Origin of the sequence: Nonlabens sp. SY33080, from assembly GCF_011784885.1 — a bacterium.
GTDB lineage: Bacteria > Bacteroidota > Bacteroidia > Flavobacteriales > Flavobacteriaceae > Nonlabens > Nonlabens tegetincola.
Genome location: NZ_CP050461.1, coordinates 1,261,904 through 1,280,492 on the forward strand (window position 1 = coordinate 1,261,904; position 18,589 = coordinate 1,280,492).

The 18,589-nt window shown below is 33.2% G+C and carries 18 protein-coding genes; all 18 read right to left on the bottom strand.

Annotation, left to right across the window (positions count from 1 at the left end; all coding sequences use genetic code 11):
- Position 1: 1 nt before the first annotated feature.
- Entirely contained in the window at positions 2 to 1,150 is a 1,149-nt protein-coding gene (locus tag HCN53_RS05840; protein WP_167342328.1) for a glycosyltransferase family 4 protein, read from the bottom strand.
- On the bottom strand, positions 1,151 to 2,545 hold the full coding sequence (locus tag HCN53_RS05845) for a UDP-glycosyltransferase (protein WP_167342329.1): 1,395 nt from the start codon (positions 2,543 to 2,545) through the stop codon (positions 1,151 to 1,153).
- Position 2,546: 1 nt separating this feature from the next.
- Positions 2,547 to 3,416 (bottom strand): N-acetylneuraminate synthase family protein, encoded by an 870-nt coding sequence (locus HCN53_RS05850; protein ID WP_167342330.1) that lies wholly within the window; start codon positions 3,414 to 3,416, stop codon positions 2,547 to 2,549.
- Between the two features lie 80 nt (positions 3,417 to 3,496).
- Entirely contained in the window at positions 3,497 to 4,732 is a 1,236-nt protein-coding gene (locus tag HCN53_RS05855; protein WP_167342331.1) for a mechanosensitive ion channel family protein, read from the bottom strand.
- Positions 4,733 to 4,847: 115 nt separating this feature from the next.
- Entirely contained in the window at positions 4,848 to 6,002 is a 1,155-nt protein-coding gene (locus HCN53_RS05860; RefSeq protein ID WP_167342332.1) for an acylneuraminate cytidylyltransferase, read from the bottom strand.
- A 13-nt stretch (positions 6,003 to 6,015) separates the two neighbouring features.
- Positions 6,016 to 6,921: a hypothetical protein gene (locus tag HCN53_RS05865; RefSeq protein ID WP_167342333.1), complete on the bottom strand. Its 906-nt coding sequence runs from the start codon at positions 6,919 to 6,921 to the stop codon at positions 6,016 to 6,018.
- Positions 6,921 to 8,360: an MBOAT family O-acyltransferase gene (locus HCN53_RS05870; protein WP_167342334.1), complete on the bottom strand. Its 1,440-nt coding sequence runs from the start codon at positions 8,358 to 8,360 to the stop codon at positions 6,921 to 6,923. The genes HCN53_RS05865 and HCN53_RS05870 overlap by 1 nt, the downstream gene beginning before the upstream one ends.
- Positions 8,360 to 9,238: a glycosyltransferase family 2 protein gene (locus tag HCN53_RS05875; protein WP_167342335.1), complete on the bottom strand. Its 879-nt coding sequence runs from the start codon at positions 9,236 to 9,238 to the stop codon at positions 8,360 to 8,362. Before HCN53_RS05875 ends, HCN53_RS05870 begins: the two co-directional genes overlap by 1 nt.
- On the bottom strand, positions 9,238 to 10,380 hold the full coding sequence (locus HCN53_RS05880; RefSeq protein ID WP_167342336.1) for a glycosyltransferase: 1,143 nt from the start codon (positions 10,378 to 10,380) through the stop codon (positions 9,238 to 9,240). The genes HCN53_RS05875 and HCN53_RS05880 overlap by 1 nt, the downstream gene beginning before the upstream one ends.
- Positions 10,377 to 11,543: a glycosyltransferase family 4 protein gene (locus tag HCN53_RS05885; RefSeq protein ID WP_167342337.1), complete on the bottom strand. Its 1,167-nt coding sequence runs from the start codon at positions 11,541 to 11,543 to the stop codon at positions 10,377 to 10,379. Before HCN53_RS05885 ends, HCN53_RS05880 begins: the two co-directional genes overlap by 4 nt.
- A gap of 1 nt (position 11,544) precedes the next feature.
- On the bottom strand, positions 11,545 to 12,186 hold the full coding sequence (locus HCN53_RS05890) for a class I SAM-dependent methyltransferase (RefSeq protein ID WP_167342338.1): 642 nt from the start codon (positions 12,184 to 12,186) through the stop codon (positions 11,545 to 11,547).
- Positions 12,187 to 12,279: 93 nt separating this feature from the next.
- Positions 12,280 to 13,290: an acyltransferase family protein gene (locus HCN53_RS05895; RefSeq protein ID WP_167342339.1), complete on the bottom strand. Its 1,011-nt coding sequence runs from the start codon at positions 13,288 to 13,290 to the stop codon at positions 12,280 to 12,282.
- Positions 13,287 to 14,069 (bottom strand): glycosyltransferase, encoded by a 783-nt coding sequence (locus tag HCN53_RS05900; RefSeq protein ID WP_167342340.1) that lies wholly within the window; start codon positions 14,067 to 14,069, stop codon positions 13,287 to 13,289. Before HCN53_RS05900 ends, HCN53_RS05895 begins: the two co-directional genes overlap by 4 nt.
- Before the next feature lie 4 nt (positions 14,070 to 14,073).
- A complete protein-coding gene (locus tag HCN53_RS05905) occupies positions 14,074 to 14,925 on the bottom strand; it encodes a glycosyltransferase family 2 protein (protein ID WP_167342341.1) in 852 nt (283 codons plus the stop codon).
- Between the two features lie 4 nt (positions 14,926 to 14,929).
- Positions 14,930 to 15,775 carry a glycosyltransferase family 2 protein gene (locus tag HCN53_RS05910; protein WP_167342342.1) on the bottom strand — a complete coding sequence of 282 codons (846 nt, stop codon included), beginning with the start codon at positions 15,773 to 15,775 and terminating at the stop codon, positions 14,930 to 14,932.
- Complete coding sequence (locus HCN53_RS05915) at positions 15,772 to 16,704, bottom strand: glycosyltransferase family 2 protein (protein WP_167342343.1); 933 nt, start codon at positions 16,702 to 16,704, stop codon at positions 15,772 to 15,774. Before HCN53_RS05915 ends, HCN53_RS05910 begins: the two co-directional genes overlap by 4 nt.
- Complete coding sequence (locus HCN53_RS05920) at positions 16,705 to 17,541, bottom strand: glycosyltransferase family 2 protein (protein ID WP_167342344.1); 837 nt, start codon at positions 17,539 to 17,541, stop codon at positions 16,705 to 16,707. It lies immediately after the preceding gene.
- Positions 17,542 to 17,617: 76 nt separating this feature from the next.
- On the bottom strand, positions 17,618 to 18,586 hold the full coding sequence (locus tag HCN53_RS05925; RefSeq protein WP_167342345.1) for a glycosyltransferase family 2 protein: 969 nt from the start codon (positions 18,584 to 18,586) through the stop codon (positions 17,618 to 17,620).
- Positions 18,587 to 18,589: the final 3 nt, after the last annotated feature.

The following is an 18,589-nucleotide window of genomic DNA, read 5'->3' on the forward strand; positions in this document are numbered from 1 at the left end:
ATTAATTTAATTTACCAATGACGCTTTTGTAAAAAGCAAGGTTCTTACTTGCTATTTTTCTGATGTCAAATTTACTTTCTACCGTTTTTCTAGCATTAACGGCCACATTAAGTAAAGTATCTTTACTTTCAAAAAGTTTAGTTATAGACTCAATATAGCTCTCTATATCATCTGGATGATGCATGTAACCGTCATGTCCATGCTCAATTAAATCCTGTGCCCAGCCAATATTTGTATTTACCACTGCTTTTTTAAGTGCCATACTTTCAATCGTTACCATACCCAAGGTTTCTGCAAGAGAAGGAAAGACACAAATATGTGCTTTTTTAATAAGGTCTTGGGTTTGATTATAGGGGACTTTTCCCATATAAGTAACGTTGAGTAATGCTGTTGGACTAAAGGTTTGTTTTACCAATTCCCAAGTAGAATTAGAACCAGTAGAAACATCAGCACTATCAGAACCAATTAGTGTCAAAGTTGATTTAGGGTAGGATTTGTGAATTTCATTGAACATTTGAGCCAATTGAAATAAACCCTTTTTACGAATTATAGTACCTATGTTAAGTATATTAAAAGCAGTAAACTGATCGGGATTGTTATTTACAAATTTTTCTAGTTGTAAACCATAAGGTATAATTTTCAACTTATTTACATCAGCCTTAAATAATTGAACTGATTTCTCTCCTGCAAAGGTTGTGGGAGCGATGTAAGCTTGTGCCTTTTTAACAGCCCATTTTTCAAAAAAAAAGTTTTTTTTCTTTTGTGGACGTTTCTCGATGTGACAGAAATAAGTATCACTACCATGAAACCTTATCACCAAAGGTTTTTTCAAGTTCATAAAAGCTGTTATCCCAGTCCAATCAGGAGCTTCTATTATATCGACAGTATCGCAGTTTAAATTTATATAGCTTTCTATATGTTTACGATAAAAGTAAAATCCTCCAATAGGATAGTTGATTTTCTCTATTTTATGAAAGGTTATTCCTTTTTCAGTGAATACTTCGCTACGATTTTGTCCATAAATAAAGACACTGACTTTATACCCTATTATAGCCACTTGTTCTGCTAGATTTTTGATACTAGTGCCCATTCCACCAGCGTGGCCAGTACGTTTATGAGGAAATTCTGGTGTTAGGTAGGCGATGTGCATTTAATTTAATATTTGTCCTATCCCATCCCAAATTCGCTCACTTGCTAATTCTGGTTGCTTAGGATGATTAATAACGCCGTACCATTTTTTACAATCCTGCACGGGATTTACCACATTTTCAAGTAAATGCTTAATTCCAGTCTCAATATCTGCTATTTTATGAGCCCAAACTACAGCCGTATCAGGCATCGTTCTAAAATGCACATATTTGTAATTTTGTCCGATATCGCGTATACTTTTTTTAAGTTCTGGTTGCTCATAGTTGGGGTAAATGGTCGGTTTATCATGTATGACAAAATCAAAGACCATACTGCTGCAAATATTAACTACCAATTCACAGTGTCTGCAAGTATTTACCAATAGTGCAAAATCATCCTTGGTAGGCATCATTTGATTCCAAGAATTACCCATTGGTTTCCATAAAGGTTTTATAGTGGTAATAACATCAACATGTTCTTTCAAAACCTCATCGTATCTATTAGAATCATCTACTGGTACTGGTCTAAATATTATTCCCAAGTTATAACCACGAGCGTTGAGATTTTTAACAGCGATAGCAGTATCCCTTAAATAAAGATGATCCAGTGGCGAAGTGGTAGTATCATCACCAGAAAAACAAATGTATTCCTTGTTTTTATCTAAATTATGCTCGCTCAAAAACTGTTCGCGAGAAATATAGAGTTCTTCACTATAATGTGGCTCAAATTGAGGTGTTCCAGTCACATAAACTTGATTACTTTTTATTTTTGGATAGTAGTGTAGCAACTGCTCCTTCATCAATTCTGACCATACAAAATAATAATCAGTCTCAATAGTAGACATCCCTTTAGGTAAGTTATCCCAACTGTAAACCCAGCACGCTGTAGGTATTCCTAGATCTTGAGCTGCTAGTACCGGTGCTATTCCTTGAGTAGCACGTTGAGTCGTACAAAAAACTAAGTCTGGTTTGTGTTTCTTGAGCTGTTCTTTTAATACCTTATAGCGATCTGTACTCCTTTCAGCCTCATACATTTTATTTATCAGGTTTTCCCAACCCGAATCAGTAGATGAAAAAATTTCATGGAACTTTACAAAGCTACTTTTGATACAATTCTTAAGGTTATTCCATTTTAAAGGAAATCTATAAGTTGGATACACATCATCGTTATCACGCTTTCGCGAAAGCGCTAACTCTACCCTTTTCCTTGCGTGATTAATTACTGGAGTTTTAGGGTGAATTTTGGTACTAGGAATGTTGATTTGTGCAAATCCAAATTCCTTTTCAAGATCAAAAACTGAATTGTTCCAATAGGTAATGTCATAACCTAATTTATCACCAATATTTTTGAAATTTGTGAAGGCAAAATTGCGTAATCCAACGCCGTCAGGAAATAAGATCCAAACCTTTTTTGACATTTTACTTTCTATATTTCAGTTTATCACGTTGAACTTGTTCAATAGGCAATATATCTTGTGATTTATGAGTCAATGCCTTGTGTACAGCTCTTAAATCTCTCGCTAATTTACGCAAACCATTAGGCTCTAATGAGGCACTGTGATCTGTACCTTTCCAGGTGCGATCCAGTGTATAGTGACGTTCTACTATGGGAGCACCTAATGTATAGGCAGCAACATCGGCAGCTATGCCTAAATGATGGCCAGAGAATCCAATTTGTTTGATCCTGCTTTGATATTTTTCTCTAAGTGTAGTAATATCCAACAAACAAATGTCTTCAAAAGGTACTGGATATCCACTAGTACAATTGTATAGTACGAGATCTTGGGCACGACCTTTACGCTCAAAGAATTGCACTAGTTGTTCTATTTCATCGGGTGTTGTCATTCCTGTAGAACAGTGTATTTCACCCTTATAATGATCACACAACCATTCTAGCATTTCAAAATGATTATTACAAGCACTTGGAATCTTTATAAACTCAGGATTCAACGAGGCTATTTCTTGTGCGCTACTTGTATCCCAAACACTAGTACTGTAAGTAATTCCCATTTCCTCACAGTAATCCATCAATTCCTGGTGCTGCTGCACGTTGAATTCTAGATATTCTCTATGTGCTCCATAGGTATCACCATAACTATTGATAGGACTGGGATGTGGTGCGTTATATTGCTCTTCAGTTAATAATTCTTTGTTATTTCTTTTTTGAAATTTAACTGCATCGGCTTTACAAAAAATTGCAGCAACTTTTATAAGTTCCTTGGCGATTTCCATATCACCTTTATGATTACATCCAATCTCTGCAATTACATAGGGTTTGTGATAGTTCATTAGGAGAAAATTAACTATCGCAAGGTAAGGAAATGTGATTATTTAGAAAGTATATTTCTCAAATTGAGTTAACTTTTTGGTTATTTGAGTTGGTCTGTAGTTGTATGATATTCATAAACCTCTAAATCAAAGAATTTTACCGACGCAAGAACGTGATCAAAAATATCTCCCATTATATATTCATAATTGACCCATCGTTGATCTTTACTGAAACAATATATTTCTAACGGTATTCCATGTGGTGTTTGTTCTAGTTGCCTGACCATATACGTCATGTCTTTATGAACCGCCGAGTGGTTTTCAATATAAGTTTGTAGGTACTTCCTAAATACACCAAAATTGGTCATGTTACGGCCGTTAATTAATGCCTCTTTATTAATTTGATTTTGTTCATTGTGTGTATTAATGATTTCGTCCCTTTGTTCCAGATAATCCGTAATTAACTGAATATCCTTTAATTTTTGAATTTCTATAGGAGTTAAAAACTTAATTGTTGACGCTTTAATAATTACAGATCGCTTAATCCTTCTTCCTCCAGATGCTGTCATTCCTCTCCAGTTTTTAAATGAATCTGAAATCAAGGCATAGGTTGGAATAGTGGTAATAGTTTTATCCCAATTTTGAACTTTTACTGTAGCTAGGGTAATTTCTATTACATCACCATCTGCACCGTATTTTTCAAAGGTTATCCAATCGCCTATACGCACCATGTCGTTCACAGTAACTTGAATACTGGCAACAAATCCTAAAATACTATCTCTAAATACCAAAATTATAATTGCCGATGCCGCACCTAGTCCGGTTATGAATTTCCAAAAAGAAACTCCCGTTAGTGTTGCAAAAATGGAGAAAATCGCAAGCAACCAGGCCACAATCATAAAAACCTGTATGTAGCTATAGATAGGTTTATTTTTATAACGATCAATAGTTTTTAGGTAATTCCTTATGGATAACAAAAAGCTTTTAATGATGTATAGACTAAGTAAGATACCTAGTATTCTAATTGATTTTTCAGCTAGATTGGACACATAGTCAAAATCTGTAAAAATATAAGGGACAGCTTCATAAACTAGAAGTAACGGCACTATATGAGCTGCATAGGTAGGTAACTTGTTATCGATTAAAATATCATCAAAGTTTGTTTTAGTCCTAGTAGCAACTACATTGGATATTCTCCTAAAAATTAAGGTAAATATGAAGTCAAGTATTAAGGCTACAACAAGTAACAGAAGCAGAAGTGCCAGCATATTTAAATAACTCGCAACTTGAGGTGTAAATCCACTTTCAATAAGAAAATCATAGATAATGTGCTTCATAACTTACGTTTAATAATCACACAAAAATAGGAGTACTACGCTAGACAGCCTTTGTATTTAGAATAACATTAAAGGTAATCTTGAGTCTGGATAAAACTGGATCTTTTTAAGTTCACTAAAACCTGTTATTGTATCTCATGATGAATTCGCATACCTCACGTATAGCACCCGATGCACTATCGTTGGATAAAGTAACATCAGCGTGTGATTTGACTTCTCTAGTTGCATTGTGAGGCGTAAAAGACCATCCTGCTGCACAAATGTTTGCCAGATCATTTACATCATCACCTACATAGGCAATATTTGAAAAAGCAATTCCTTTATTGCTGGCAATTCTAGATAAAAGACTGTATTTATCCTTGACGCCTAAATACGTATTTTCAATTTTAAGTTTTTTCATCCTACTTGCGACTATGTCTGAATCTTCTGAAGTCATCACCATGACCTCAACTTCGTTTTGTCTTAAAATTTCTAATCCCATACCATCTCTCATGTCAAATTTTTTCATGAGTTCTCCCTGACTATCGTAATAAACACAGCCATCGGTAAACACGCCATCAACATCCAGTACTAGGTGTGTTATAGGTTGGGTTTGCTTGTTTTGTTTTAGCTTTCGCGAAAGCAGTAATTCTACAACATCCCAATCGGACTTACTATCAATTTCGGTTAAAGAATCCTCGTGCATATGAACTAAACCTATTTCACCAGAAACACGATTTTTAGTCTCAAACCACTTCTCTTTTACAGTCACATATACAGCCCCATTTTCAATCAACAGCCCTTCAAAATCCTGACGTCTAGGTCTATTAAACACATCATAATTTTGAGGCTCACCGTTTGAACTCCAGGTAAAACGATGTGTATTCACCACCGTCATAGCGCTGTGCTTGCCGTTTTTAATTTCTTGTAAACAAGCGTTGATATCTACGGCAGTAGTAAAAGGAGATGTAGCTTGTAGCAGACATATAATATCAAAATCAGGATCTTCATCCCTAATAAAATCGATCATCGCACTTTCTGTACTGGCAGTATCCGTGGCGTTTGAGCTCAGGCGTTTGACTGCTTTTATTTTATCTGTCCAGTGGTATTCTCGTTTAACAAAGTCTAAGATATCCGAATCATCAGTATACACATAAACCTCATCTAATTGTGAAGCTATTGCAGCTCCTAAAGACCAACAGAATAATGGCCTACCTAACATTTTCTTTTTATTTTTTCCAGGTATTCCTTTTGATCCTGCTCTTAGTGGGATAAAGCCTATGGTTTTCATTTTCCTTTAAGTATTAATTGGTCTTTAATAAAGATTCTGCAACTTCTTGAGTAAAAATACGAGTTCCTCTATGGTTTAAATGGGATATATCATAAAAGTTCGAAGCATTCTTGTATTCAGTATTTTGAATCGAGTATTTTATAAAATTTGCATTAGAATTAAACTCTGTTTTAAACTCATTGTAAAATCTTTCGTTAAACTGATAGTAGTCTGGTGAAAAAACGAAATATAATTGAATATCATTTTTCAAACATAATTTTTGAATTTCTTTAAAGGAGTTAACCTTTGCCGGATCAATATTTTTATTTGAGTAGTTTACTGTTGTTTCAAAAGTTAGATTGTTAGAAGAAGTACTTTTATCTGGCAAAAGCTGTGAACCTCTTGCATTAAAAGGAAATTTTGATTTCTGTTTTTCTTTATTAAACACTAGTTGATTGGGATGAACTCTAAGGAAATACAAAAATGAAGATACCCATGAATGCTGATTTTCCTCAATTAAAATGGAATTCACTTCATTGTAATGAGCTAATGGGTAAAGTCTATCATAGCGCATGCCCAAAGTAGTTTCTTTTAAAATTGCATAAGGATTATCAACCACCAATAAAACTTTCTCTGGTGCACTGTGATGCTCTAGGTATTTTCTGAAAATTAATTCTTGAAATCGCACATCGCTACCACGATAAGACAAATTATAGGTAGTTTTTTGTAAGTGTTTTTCTAATTGAAATGCATCAATATTGCTAGCTCCACGGGAAGAACCCAAAACGATAATATCATGTTGAAGCTCGCCGTTCAAGAGCAACTCCAACCTATTGTCTTCTTGAATTTTAGCATGACTTGATAAAATAAAATAAGCTGCTTTATCAAAAACAAAAAAAGCGATTAAAAATATAATACTATGTAGTAAAAACCTCCTCATTAGAATTGAAAATATATAAATTCTTCTGGAGTACCATTACTATGAATAAGTATAAGCGCCATCAGTATAAAGTATAATGGATATTTAAACCATTTATAAGAATTGAAAAATCTATGATTTAATACATGTTCCCGTTCACGACCTATCCATTCAAACAAAATAAAGAATAGCAAGTATAAAAACGTATTAAATGGCCTTATTTCAGGTAAAACAATTATAGAGCTAGAGAAAATCTTAGAAATATAGGAAACAGCGTGAGATAAATTATCTGCTCTAAAAAATATCCAAGCTACCATTGTAAGAAGGAATGTTATGAATATCTGAAAAACTTCCTTTATATGAGGAATAAATCTCCCAGATGCTACGGTATCCAGATTACTTCTATTACGGTTGCTTAAAAGTAGTGGTAAGAACAAGATTGCATTGAAGGTTCCCCATATGACAAATGTCCAGTTTGCTCCATGCCAAAAGCCACTAACAATAAAAACAATAAAGACATTTCTCACATTGAGCCACTTACCTACTCGACTTCCTCCTAAAGGAATGTACAAATAGTCTCTGAACCATGTTGATAGAGAAATATGCCACCTACGCCAAAATTCGGCTATATCTCTTGAAAAATAAGGGGTTGCAAAATTTTTCTTCAAATTAAATCCGAATAATTTTGCGGTACCTATTGCGATATCGGAATATCCTGAAAAATCCCCATAAATCTGGAATGTAAAGAAAAAAGCTCCTACTACAAGTGTACTACCCGAATATTGATCGTGATTGTTAAATATATCATTTGCATATCGAGCGCATTGATCTGCTATAATCACCTTTTTTGCCAGGCCCCAAAGAATTTGTTTGCAACCATCTGTAGCGGTAGTGTAATTGAATTTTCTCTTTTTAAAAAACTGAGGTAGTAAATTAGTTGCTCGTTCAATAGGTCCTGCAACGAGCTGTGGAAAAAAACTAACAAAAGCAAAAAAAGCTACGATGTCTTTCGTTGGGGTCAGCTTTTTCCTATATACATCTATAGTGTAACTTAATGTTTGAAAGGTATAAAAACTAATTCCTACTGGAAGGATGATATCCAATCTTGATGGGTTGATTTGAGCGCCAAATAAACTATAAGCCTGAGCAAAACTTTCAATGAAAAAATTGAAATACTTAAAAAAACCAAGCAAACCAATATTCATAAGTAAACTGAGTGATAAAAGTAGTTTTCTATATTGGGGCTTAGTAACACGAGATAAGGAAATTCCTATCCAATAATCAACTAATGAACTCCAAACAATTAACCCTAGAAAACGTATATCCCACCAGCCATAAAACAAATAACTAGCAATTAATAAAAATAGATTTTGAATCCGTAAATTTCTATTAAGTAATATCCAGTAAATCAAAAAGACTACAGGTAGAAAAACCGCAAAATCAAGTGAATTAAACAACATTAGTACTGTATTCCTTGTAAATTGTTACGCCTGATAACAGTAGATCCTTTTACAGGTTTTCGGTTCTTTATGAACATTGGCACTCTACCTATCGCTTTAAAAACAGCTCGAAAATAACATTTTAAATAAGTAGCATCTTGAAAGGCATACTTTCTACCATTGTGCCAGATAACCTTAAGTATTTTTTTAATTGGCTTTGGGTAGTAGATTATGTATAAAGCAATGGTATTAATTAATTGTTTTTCAAATCTAAAATAGTTGGCTCCTGTTTTTCTACGAGCTAGGGAATCCTTTCTGTGATTCACAGCTATATCATAAGAGTAAAGAACGTCAAATCCTCTATCTAACACCTGCAAAGCGACTGCAGTCTCTTCACCATAAATATCCATCCATTTGGGAAAACCAGCTATACTATCATATACTTCTTTCCTAATCGCAAAACCGCAACCTACAAACTCATTAGTGTAATAATCAGCTCCTTTACGCTTTTTTGAAAGAGCATCAAGATCGTCTTTAAAAACCCCAGTAATTTCCTGAAAAGCGATGATAGCTGTTTTCTCGCTTTCGCGAAAGCGAGATATCACTTTTGATTTAAAGTCTACCTCTAAAGGATGAGCATCGTCGTCCAAGCCTATTAGAATGTCATTTTGAGCCAAAGAGTAAAGCTTATTCCTAGCAGGAGAAGCTCCTAACTGAACCTTAGAAATTGTCCATTTCACCCATGGAAATCGATTTTTGAGATATTCTGTCTTACTGCAACCATCAATAAATACAAGAACTTCGTCAAAATTAGAACGAACTAGTTCCTGAAGCTTCCCTAAGGTAATTTCCAAATCATTAGGTCTATTTCTCGTAACGATTAAATAGGAGAATGTCATTATTGGTTATAGATAGATGAATAAATCTCTTGAATTGATGCTCGCAATTTACCACGATTGTAGTAAGTATCAATATAACGCGTGTTGAAGTCCCTAGCTTTTTGAATCAAATTTGTTTTTTTTAAAGCTATTTCAATTGCTTTTTTAACCTCTTCAACATTTTTAGGATCATGAATTATAAATCCGTTTTTATTATGCTCTATAACTTCTTGAGTAGATCCACCAGGATTAGATTGAATAGGAAACGCACCCATTCCCATAGCTTCTAACAAGGAATTAGGCATTCCATCACTTGTGCTTAAACCTATATGTAACAGTGCTCTTCCCATCTTTTTAAGCAGTTGATCATTGGGTATAAAATCTCCTCTCTTGATAAGAGTATTAGAAACGGTTTGAAATAAGGGTGATTTATCAACGTATCTCAACACTAGCTCATCTGCACTGTAAATAAATATCTTATAATCAGCAATAAGCTCTTTATTAACAAGCTCTAGAGCTTGTAGAGCTACTCGAGCTTGCCCAACTCCATCGTCATATCCTTTAATCATTATTAAAGAACGCTCTTCAATAGCCAAGCTATTTTCTAAGGGTAGGTTAATACCACCATTACCAGGTAAAACACCAAGAAAATTTCCAGAAAACCCTAATTCTTGAGCTAATGAGTAATCCCTTTTACAATCGGTAATTAAAAAATCGACCCTTTTTAAAAAGGTTGTTACCTCACTTTGAGATAAACCTAAATTTTTTAAATCATACACATCGCTACCCCAAGAACTATAAATAATTGGAGTGTTTACTGAGTCCCATACTTTTTGAAAAGGAACACCTGAAAGCCTCATTTCAAAACAATGAATTAGATCTGGTTGTAACTTTGAGATTATTGATTGAAGTTTTTCTTCTGCACTACGTTCATTGTATTTATTTAGGAAACTATATAATCGTTGAGCATGTCTCTTAAGAAACGTGCGTCCAGGATAATCTTTTTTTAGACGCCAGCCAGTAATTTGATTTACCCAAGGAATTCTAGGGCTGTATCCAGAATCGGTTACATCCATCCAGTATACCTCAATATCGCTATCTTCCAATTGATTGATCCATTGAAAGAAATGATGATTAGGGATAGAAAGGGTAAGTAGTTTCATTCTAATAACAACTTCTTATATGAATCATTAAACTTTTCAATATCAAAATTTTGACTTGCATAGCTTGCTGTTTCTTCCGAAATTTTAGATATTATTTTTTGATTTTGATACAAATAAGAGATTAAATTTACCATTGATAAGACTATATCCTTATTTTGTTCCTCGTTTATCAAAAAACCGTTGACTTCATGGTTAATATGCTCGTGGATTCCACCCACATCTGTACAAACAGGAATAACCCCAAAAGGCATAGATTCCATCATAACCATGGGAAAACCTTCGTACGTAGAGGTTATTATTAAAAAATCTAAGGATTTATAGATATTCTTTAGCTTTTGTTTGTCCTTAATACTTCCCAAATTTTTCACACCAGCTTTAGTAATTTCTTCATCATGTAAATTCATAGCACTACCAGCCATTACGAACTCCAAATGAGGAAAATCGATTTTAAGTTTTTTTGCAAGCTCTAGAAATAGTTCAGGTCTTTTTTCTAAGGACCATCTTCCTATAAATCCTATTCTATATTTAAGGTCATTATCACTTAAATAATTATTATTTATTTCAACGCCATTTGGAATAACATTAATCTTATTTTGTTGAGTGATATTTCCAGTATGAGTTTTTACAATTTCATACAATTGATTTCTTGTATAATTATTAATAACTATACGTTTTGAAAGTAAAGAATCAGCTTCAGCAAACATCGCTTTTCTAGTGTCGTTGGGTGCAATAGAGTGAATTAAATCTATAGCAGGTTTATTTAACAGCGGTAATATTTCGTAAAAATAATCTGTGTTACAACCCAAAACCTTAGTTATACTTTCGCTTGAATTTATTGCTCTCGCAATAGTTTTAAATAGTTTTTTATTGAGAAAAGAACTTTTTTTATTAATAATTGAATTTAATTCTATTATATAAGCATGACTAGAAAACTTTTCTTTAAAATGATTGGTTGCAGATAAATGGGTAAATATTACAGTTACTTGTTTATTGGATATAGCTTTAATAATATCAAGGTGAACCTGTTCAGCTCCACCTAAATGATAATAAGGTAAAAAAAAGATTATATCGGAATTTACAATTTTTGGAATCTTTTTCGTTTTAAAACACAGAAATAAAAAATAACCGAACAAAAATTTTATTCTTTTTTTTAATGAGCTCATCTTACCTCTTCTGAACTGCTTTGCAACACACCATAGTATCTTTATTTAATAGAAAAACTTCTTCAACTTGAAGTGTAGAATATTTCTCTATTACGTTTTTAAGGGTATAAGGACTGTACCAGCAATTATGATCTGGATGTACTACTTCCTTTATTGATGTTTCTAAATAGTGGTTACGTTGCATGTGAGTCTGTGCAAAGCAATTAGGTGCTGTAATATAAAAAGTACTTGCTTGAACTTTGGATATGTTTTTTAAAAATTCTGCTACATTATCTACATGTTCTATAGTTTCAGGAATCAGGCAAACATCATAGCTCTCTTTTACCTCTCCGATTTTGCTGAAATAAGGTTGGTTTACGTACTTTTTCAAGTTTTCAATACCATCGATATCTACATCAAAACCATGTAATTTATTTGCAACTTTTGATAATTTTATATGCAGATTGTAAGATGGTTCAAAAATGGGCCAATCTGTACAACCAAAATGAATTACATTTTTTTGATCACAAATATTTAGAAAGAAAGAAAAACGATCTTCAATTTTCGAAAAACCGACATCCTGAACCCAAAAATTATCATGAGATAAGTATTGAGGTTTTTTAGGTGTAAACCATGACCATATTTTTAAAAGAAACCATTTCATTTATAATAATTTTATAGTGTCAAAATCAAATTTAACTTCCCTTGTTTATTCAAAATTTCTTTAAATTGTTAAGTTGATAATACAAACGCAAAACTACTTAATGGAAAGTGCTCTTTTTTCTATTAAATGCCATGAAATATAACCAAAAAAGACCGCTAAACTAAAAGAGCCTAAAAGCAATATTTCTAAGCTAGGTGAAAAACAATATATAAGTATTTGCTGAATAGGAAACGCATAAATATAAATTCCATAAGATGGATCACCATAGTCTTTAAAATAGGCTAGTTTACTTTCCCAAAAACCTAATCCTAGAATTAGAAATGATAATGCCACATGTTTCACATAACCATACATACCATAATATGCTGAAACAACTAAAAGAATAAGAGCAAACAAAAGTAATCTCTTATCATTAAAGAGTTTGCGCTGTAAAGTCCCCAAAAATATACCTGCCACAAAATATCCTCCCAAGTTAAATAATGGATAACCTGTCATTCCTAAAAAATTAGACGCTCCAAAACGATTCATACCAAAAGTAAAAATGACATACCAAAGTATTAAAAGGAACGTGGCTAAAAATCTATGATATCGAGCCTTCTTGATAAAAAAGAACAACAATACAAATAAATACATAGAGAACTCATACCTGATAGTCCATAAGGATCCGTTAAATGATCGATATGGTAATGAATTGAAAACTCCTTCTACTGGCCCTTGAAAGAGATATAGAGAAAGATTATATGGTAAATAAGTCCAGTATCCAAACTCATTAAAAATACTTTTATCTCCACGATAAAAAAAAGGTAGAACAACAAGACTTAATAAAAGAACCACCAGTAAGGCTGGAAATAATCTTAAAACACGCTTTTTAAGATAATGCAGTACACTATCACTGCGCAGCATACTTTTATATATAAAATAACCACTAATGGTGAAAAAACCTGCAAGACCTAATTGAGAGAAACTAATCTGCCCATTTGTTATTCCTAGCATCCATTCTTTTTTCTCCATTCCTAATAAGGCGAAAGAATGGGTAATGATGACAAAAGACGCAAAAACAAACCTTAAAAAATCAAAATTATTATGATGCCTTTGTCTATTCAAAATTTGGATGGTTTATTAAAATTAAATCTAAGGATATATGTAAATCGTTTTATCGCATAATACAATTGAATAATGGCATTATAAAATGTCTTAAAAATAGTAGCTATAAGACCTTTAAAAGCACTAGAAGTCTTTACCTCTTCATGCCACAGTTGATAGTTACCTATCACATCATTTTTAAATCTAAAATATTCCTGAGCTCTGGTGCGCTTGATCTCGTAGTGAAAAATTGCAGGAACAAATTCAATATCAAAACCTTTTGACAGGACGCGCTTAGACCATTCTTTATCTTCAAAAGTAGCTACGTCTTCTCTGAATGGGTATTGTTCCCATACTGCCTTCGCAAAAGCGGAACCTGAAAAAATCAATCCTGCACGATTGGCATTATCAACAGCCTGAACACCTTTAATAAAAGCTCTGTAATCATTTGTGCTGTGCAAACAACGTAAACCTGCTAGGTTAGGGTTAGCTAGAAAGCGCTTTTTAATAAGCTTGAAAAAATCATGACTTACGGGATAAGAATGTGCACTAAAAATCACAATAATCTCATTTTTAGCCTCAGTAGCAGCAGTGTTTGCACTACCTCCATAACTAAACTGTTCTATTTTCACATATCTCGCATGATATTGCTGACATAAAGAAGGTGTATCATCCGTAGAATTGTTATCTATAACCACAATTTCATCTATATCACTTGTGTAACGTTCCTTAAGATTACGTAGTAAAAATCCCAATGCAGGAGATTGATTTTTAGTTCTTATAACTACAGATATTTTCATACTCTTACTTGAAAAAGCCTAACATTTTAAAAGGTTTAGTGATAATACTTCCTAATTTGTATTCTATAGATTGCTGTAGTCGTTGTTCTTTTTTGCGACTGGTAGTAATATAATGAAATAGAACTGTTATACAGTTTTCAAAATCCTCTATATAAAGTTCTTTATGCTTTTTCATTATGTAATACCTTACCTGTTCTGCAGTTGTTTTGATAGTGGTAGTTAGCATAGAAGATTCTTTTTTTCGATAATAAAAGAGCTCTTGTGGAATAACAGCATAATTCCAGCCTTTTTTAGTGATATGTAACCAAAATTCCCAATCCTCAAAACCATCACGCATACTTTCATCATATCCACCTACTTGTTCCCAGCAAATTCTACGGTATAATGAAGTAGCAACTAGTTGATTTACGTAAAGTAGATATTTTACATCTTTACCTTTAGGTTGATGTACGTCCACCACATTATCAATGGTATTAATAAAAAATTTACTGTAAACACCTACTATCCCGACATCTGGCGTACTTTCTAGTTTTTTGATAGTTTGTGCTAAATAATTTTTATGAATTACATCATCCGCATCCAGAGGTAATATGTAAGTGCTTTGCGTGGCAGCAATTCCCGTATTACGTGCTGCGCTCAGACCTTTATTTTCTTGAAAGATATATGAAAAACGCTCGTCTCTTGCACACCACTCATGTGCTACTTGTTCCGTATCATCAGGACTGCCGTCATTAACAATGATACAGCTCCAATTTTTAAAGGTTTGTTCTAAAACAGATTGAAGACACTCATTAAGAAAATGAGCTTGATTATAACAAGGAACTATAATAGAAACAAGCGGTACTGAAACATTCATATACTCAATTAAATAAGCTTTTTACAAATCTAAGCGGTTTTAAAAGACTTGCTCCTATTTTATAATCTAGACTATTTTTAGTTTTAGAAACTGTATTCTTGAGAAGGTTGTTTTTGAAATTCAATTGGGCAAAGATATTTTCTGCATGTAGCAGATATAAATCTTGATGCTTACTATAAATCTTTAGTTTTAATTCTTGATCAAAGTTTGCATTTGCTACTTGATCACGGGAATTTTCTTTAATTCTATAGTTAAATAGTTTTTCTGGAATAACATACATATTCCATCCTTTTTTTAAAATTGAAATCCAGAAATCCCAGTCTTCATATCCTTTATCAAAGCTTACATCATAACCGTTTACTTCTTCCCAGCAAGACTTTTTAAATAGAGCACTTGCTATACCATTATTCTGAACTAGAAAATTCGCTACACTTCCACCCAAAGGTTTTATGACATCTCTTTCTAAATTATTATTACCGAATCTCTGATAATGACAACAAACTACAGCAACGTTTGCTCTAGTTGATATGATTTTATGTGCTTTTTCTAAAAAGGTAGGTTCAAAATAATCATCAGCGTCTAGTGTACAAATATAGTCTGTACTTGCTAAGGCTATCGCATTATTTCTTGCAGAACATACCCCTTGATTTTCTTGATAAACTATTTCAACAAGTGGATGATTTATGGATCTTAGTATTTTTCTTGTTTCTGCCTTAGAACCATCGTCAACAATAATTATCTGTTCTGGCAAAAGTGTTTGCGCTAGCAATGAGTCTACTGCTTGTCTAATGAACTTTCCATCATTATAGCAAGGTATTACTGCGGTAATATTTGAATTTATAGCTTTCATTTTTTAAATAGCAAGTCCTTCATTTGCTTTCTTCTTCTCACTAAAGGAAAATACTTAATGTTTAGTTTTGAAAAAAACAATCTCTGGTGCAAGGTATGAACACGCCACCAGTATTTAATTTCATGCCATAAATCCTTATTTTCTTTATGTTTAATAATCCATACCCTACGTAAAATACGGTCTATAACTTCAGTTTTTATACTATTTTGAGAGGCCCATTTAATAACAGATTCATAAGCCATATAGTCATATCCTTGATATAAATCTTCTCGGTAAAAACTATTATTATCATGAACTATTCTCATGGCTACTGGATTATCTATATTGCTGGAATAAGTAGGAGTAGCAAGTATCACTCGCCAAAAGAAATCAGTATCTTCTGCTACGGCGAGTTGTTCATTAAAAAGCCCAGAGGATTTCAAGACTTCTCTTTTGATAGTAAAACCATCTATTTGAAAGTGACCAAATAAACCGTCTACCAATCCTAGAAACAATTGCTCTGGTGGCACTTCTTCAGTAACTGTATATAGCCTATTTTTCAAATAGTCGTATTGATTATTTCGTATATCATAACCTACAGCATTATAAACAGCTCCACAATCTTGATGTGAATCAAAAACTGTTTTGTCTTTACTAAATCGATTAGCAAGAAAATAATCATCTGCATCTAGGAATGCGATATAATCACAGGTAGCGTTTAAGAGTCCTAAATTTCTAGAGGCACTTCTTCCTTTATTTATGCCATTTTCATGCTCAAGAAGTGATACTCTATCGTCTTTAAAAGAATATACTATATTTTTAGTCTCATCTGTACTGCCATCATTTATAATTAGAACCTCAACCGTTTCTGGTTGGTCTAAAACAGATTGAATAGCACGCTTTATGAATTGTGCCGCGTTATAGGCAGGTATGATGACACTTACACGCATTTAAGAACGAGTTTTGAAAGAGGTTACTCTCCGCCACAATTGAATAAGCTTATGACTCCATTTAAAAGAAGTACTGTTTAAAATGCGATTGTTCTCTTTACGTAATTGTAGTAATTCCACAGTCATGGAAGCATATACCTTTTCGAGATGCTCTGTAAAATCTGCTTTATATTTATCTAACATATACATCCTCATCTCCATATCTTGCTGCTTAGTAACGCTTGATCTAGAGTTAATTGATTGGGTATAATTAAATAATGGCTTATCTACTATTCCAAACTCATAACCCAATTTTAATATCCTGATGTTCAAATCCCAGTCTTCATGAGCATATAGCATGGCTGGATCATATAATCCAGCATCTATCATTGCTTTTTTTCTAAAAAGGGCACAAGCGTGCATACCATTATTATATAAGCAAGTAGCTAGAGTTACTGGTTTGAAATAATAAGCCTTGGACTTGACACCATTCTCTATTATCCTATAACCCGTCATGACTGCACCATAATTAGGATTTTCTTCAAACAGTCGAATGGTTTCTTCTACGTAATTTGATTCATAAAAATCGTCTGCATCTAGAGTGAGTATGAATTCACAAGTTGCTTCTGCAATTCCATTATTGCGGGCTATGCATACTCCTTGATTTTCTTGATGAATAACCTTCACTCTAGCATCTATCTTTGATAGCTCTTCAATTACTTTTTTAGAACTATCTACAGAGCCATCATTAACTACTATAACTTCATCTATGGTATAGGTTTGAGATAAACAGCTCTTTACAGCACGTTCAATAGTATCTCCACTATTATAGCACGGTATTACAGCAGACACGTTCATGATTTAGAAATGCGATTAGGTTTATAAATGCTAAAATACAAGTCTCTTTCTTTTATTACCGCAAAAGGCTAGATTTTTATGACTTATATTCAATATACCTCAAGAACCTAGTTCCTCTATTGCTTAGATAATAACTAGGAAGCGCTAGAAACCATCTTGTGAGGTGTTGTATTCGTTTTCGCTTTAAGCGAAAATAAAATGAAGAACATCGTACCAGATAGACATAAGCTATCCAAGCCTTTGACCATTCTTTACTTAATATCAGTTCTTTGTAAAAATCAAAAATATACTCATACAGATGGTCGTGGGTACTAGGTAAAAGATTGATGTTGCTATTTTTAAAACAGTTTAATCTTACATTGAGATTGGACCTGATTTTAGAAATACTGTTTGTAACACTACTAGACATCCTATTTGCATGGATATGGAGATAAGCCAGAACAAGTTCTGTAGTATGATAAACCGGTTGACCGCTTAAAATACGAATAGTGAATTCATATTCCTGAGACTGCTGTAAAGATTCATCAAATCTGTACTGCTGTATGAATGCAGATTTATAAAGTGGTGGATGCACAGTCCAGAAGCTTCTAAACGTAATATAGTCATCTATTGGATGTGCTGCTTTCACTAATGATGATCTCAATCCTAATTCATGTCCTGAATCATCATCAATAAGCATGGTCTGACATACAGAGAATTGATAAGGCGTGTTTTTTATAGCGTCTATTTGTATGCTCAACTTGTCTGGATGTAACGTGTCATCACTATCTAAAAAGTTGATATAATCTCCATGTGCATTTTCTAAGCCTAAGTTACGACATGCATTTGCTCCTTTGGGCCTGTTTTGTGGTCTTTGAAATAGTTTAACTCTCGAATCCTTTCTTACTTGTTCTTCTACTATTTTTAAAGTATCGTCTGTAGAACCATCATCTATAACAATACATTCCCAATTTGTATGGGATTGTTTGAAAATACTATTTAGAGTTCTATTTATGGTGTGAGCTCTATTAAAAGTAGGGATGATTATGGTTACTAGGTCTGACATCAC

Coding starts and splice junctions, on each gene's coding strand:
- HCN53_RS05850 (WP_167342330.1), bottom strand. CDS start 3,416: ATGAACTATCACAAACCCTATGTAATTGCAGAGATTGGATGTAATCAT.
- HCN53_RS05840 (WP_167342328.1), bottom strand. CDS start 1,150: ATGCACATCGCCTACCTAACACCAGAATTTCCTCATAAACGTACTGGC.
- HCN53_RS05905 (WP_167342341.1), bottom strand. CDS start 14,925: ATGAATGTTTCAGTACCGCTTGTTTCTATTATAGTTCCTTGTTATAAT.
- HCN53_RS05870 (WP_167342334.1), bottom strand. CDS start 8,360: ATGTTGTTTAATTCACTTGATTTTGCGGTTTTTCTACCTGTAGTCTTT.
- HCN53_RS05855 (WP_167342331.1), bottom strand. CDS start 4,732: ATGAAGCACATTATCTATGATTTTCTTATTGAAAGTGGATTTACACCT.
- HCN53_RS05915 (WP_167342343.1), bottom strand. CDS start 16,704: ATGCGTGTAAGTGTCATCATACCTGCCTATAACGCGGCACAATTCATA.
- HCN53_RS05875 (WP_167342335.1), bottom strand. CDS start 9,238: ATGACATTCTCCTATTTAATCGTTACGAGAAATAGACCTAATGATTTG.
- HCN53_RS05880 (WP_167342336.1), bottom strand. CDS start 10,380: ATGAAACTACTTACCCTTTCTATCCCTAATCATCATTTCTTTCAATGG.
- HCN53_RS05910 (WP_167342342.1), bottom strand. CDS start 15,775: ATGAAAGCTATAAATTCAAATATTACCGCAGTAATACCTTGCTATAAT.
- HCN53_RS05925 (WP_167342345.1), bottom strand. CDS start 18,586: ATGTCAGACCTAGTAACCATAATCATCCCTACTTTTAATAGAGCTCAC.
- HCN53_RS05885 (WP_167342337.1), bottom strand. CDS start 11,543: ATGAGCTCATTAAAAAAAAGAATAAAATTTTTGTTCGGTTATTTTTTA.
- HCN53_RS05845 (WP_167342329.1), bottom strand. CDS start 2,545: ATGTCAAAAAAGGTTTGGATCTTATTTCCTGACGGCGTTGGATTACGC.
- HCN53_RS05890 (WP_167342338.1), bottom strand. CDS start 12,186: ATGAAATGGTTTCTTTTAAAAATATGGTCATGGTTTACACCTAAAAAA.
- HCN53_RS05865 (WP_167342333.1), bottom strand. CDS start 6,921: ATGAGGAGGTTTTTACTACATAGTATTATATTTTTAATCGCTTTTTTT.
- HCN53_RS05920 (WP_167342344.1), bottom strand. CDS start 17,541: ATGAACGTGTCTGCTGTAATACCGTGCTATAATAGTGGAGATACTATT.
- HCN53_RS05900 (WP_167342340.1), bottom strand. CDS start 14,069: ATGAAAATATCTGTAGTTATAAGAACTAAAAATCAATCTCCTGCATTG.
- HCN53_RS05860 (WP_167342332.1), bottom strand. CDS start 6,002: ATGAAAACCATAGGCTTTATCCCACTAAGAGCAGGATCAAAAGGAATA.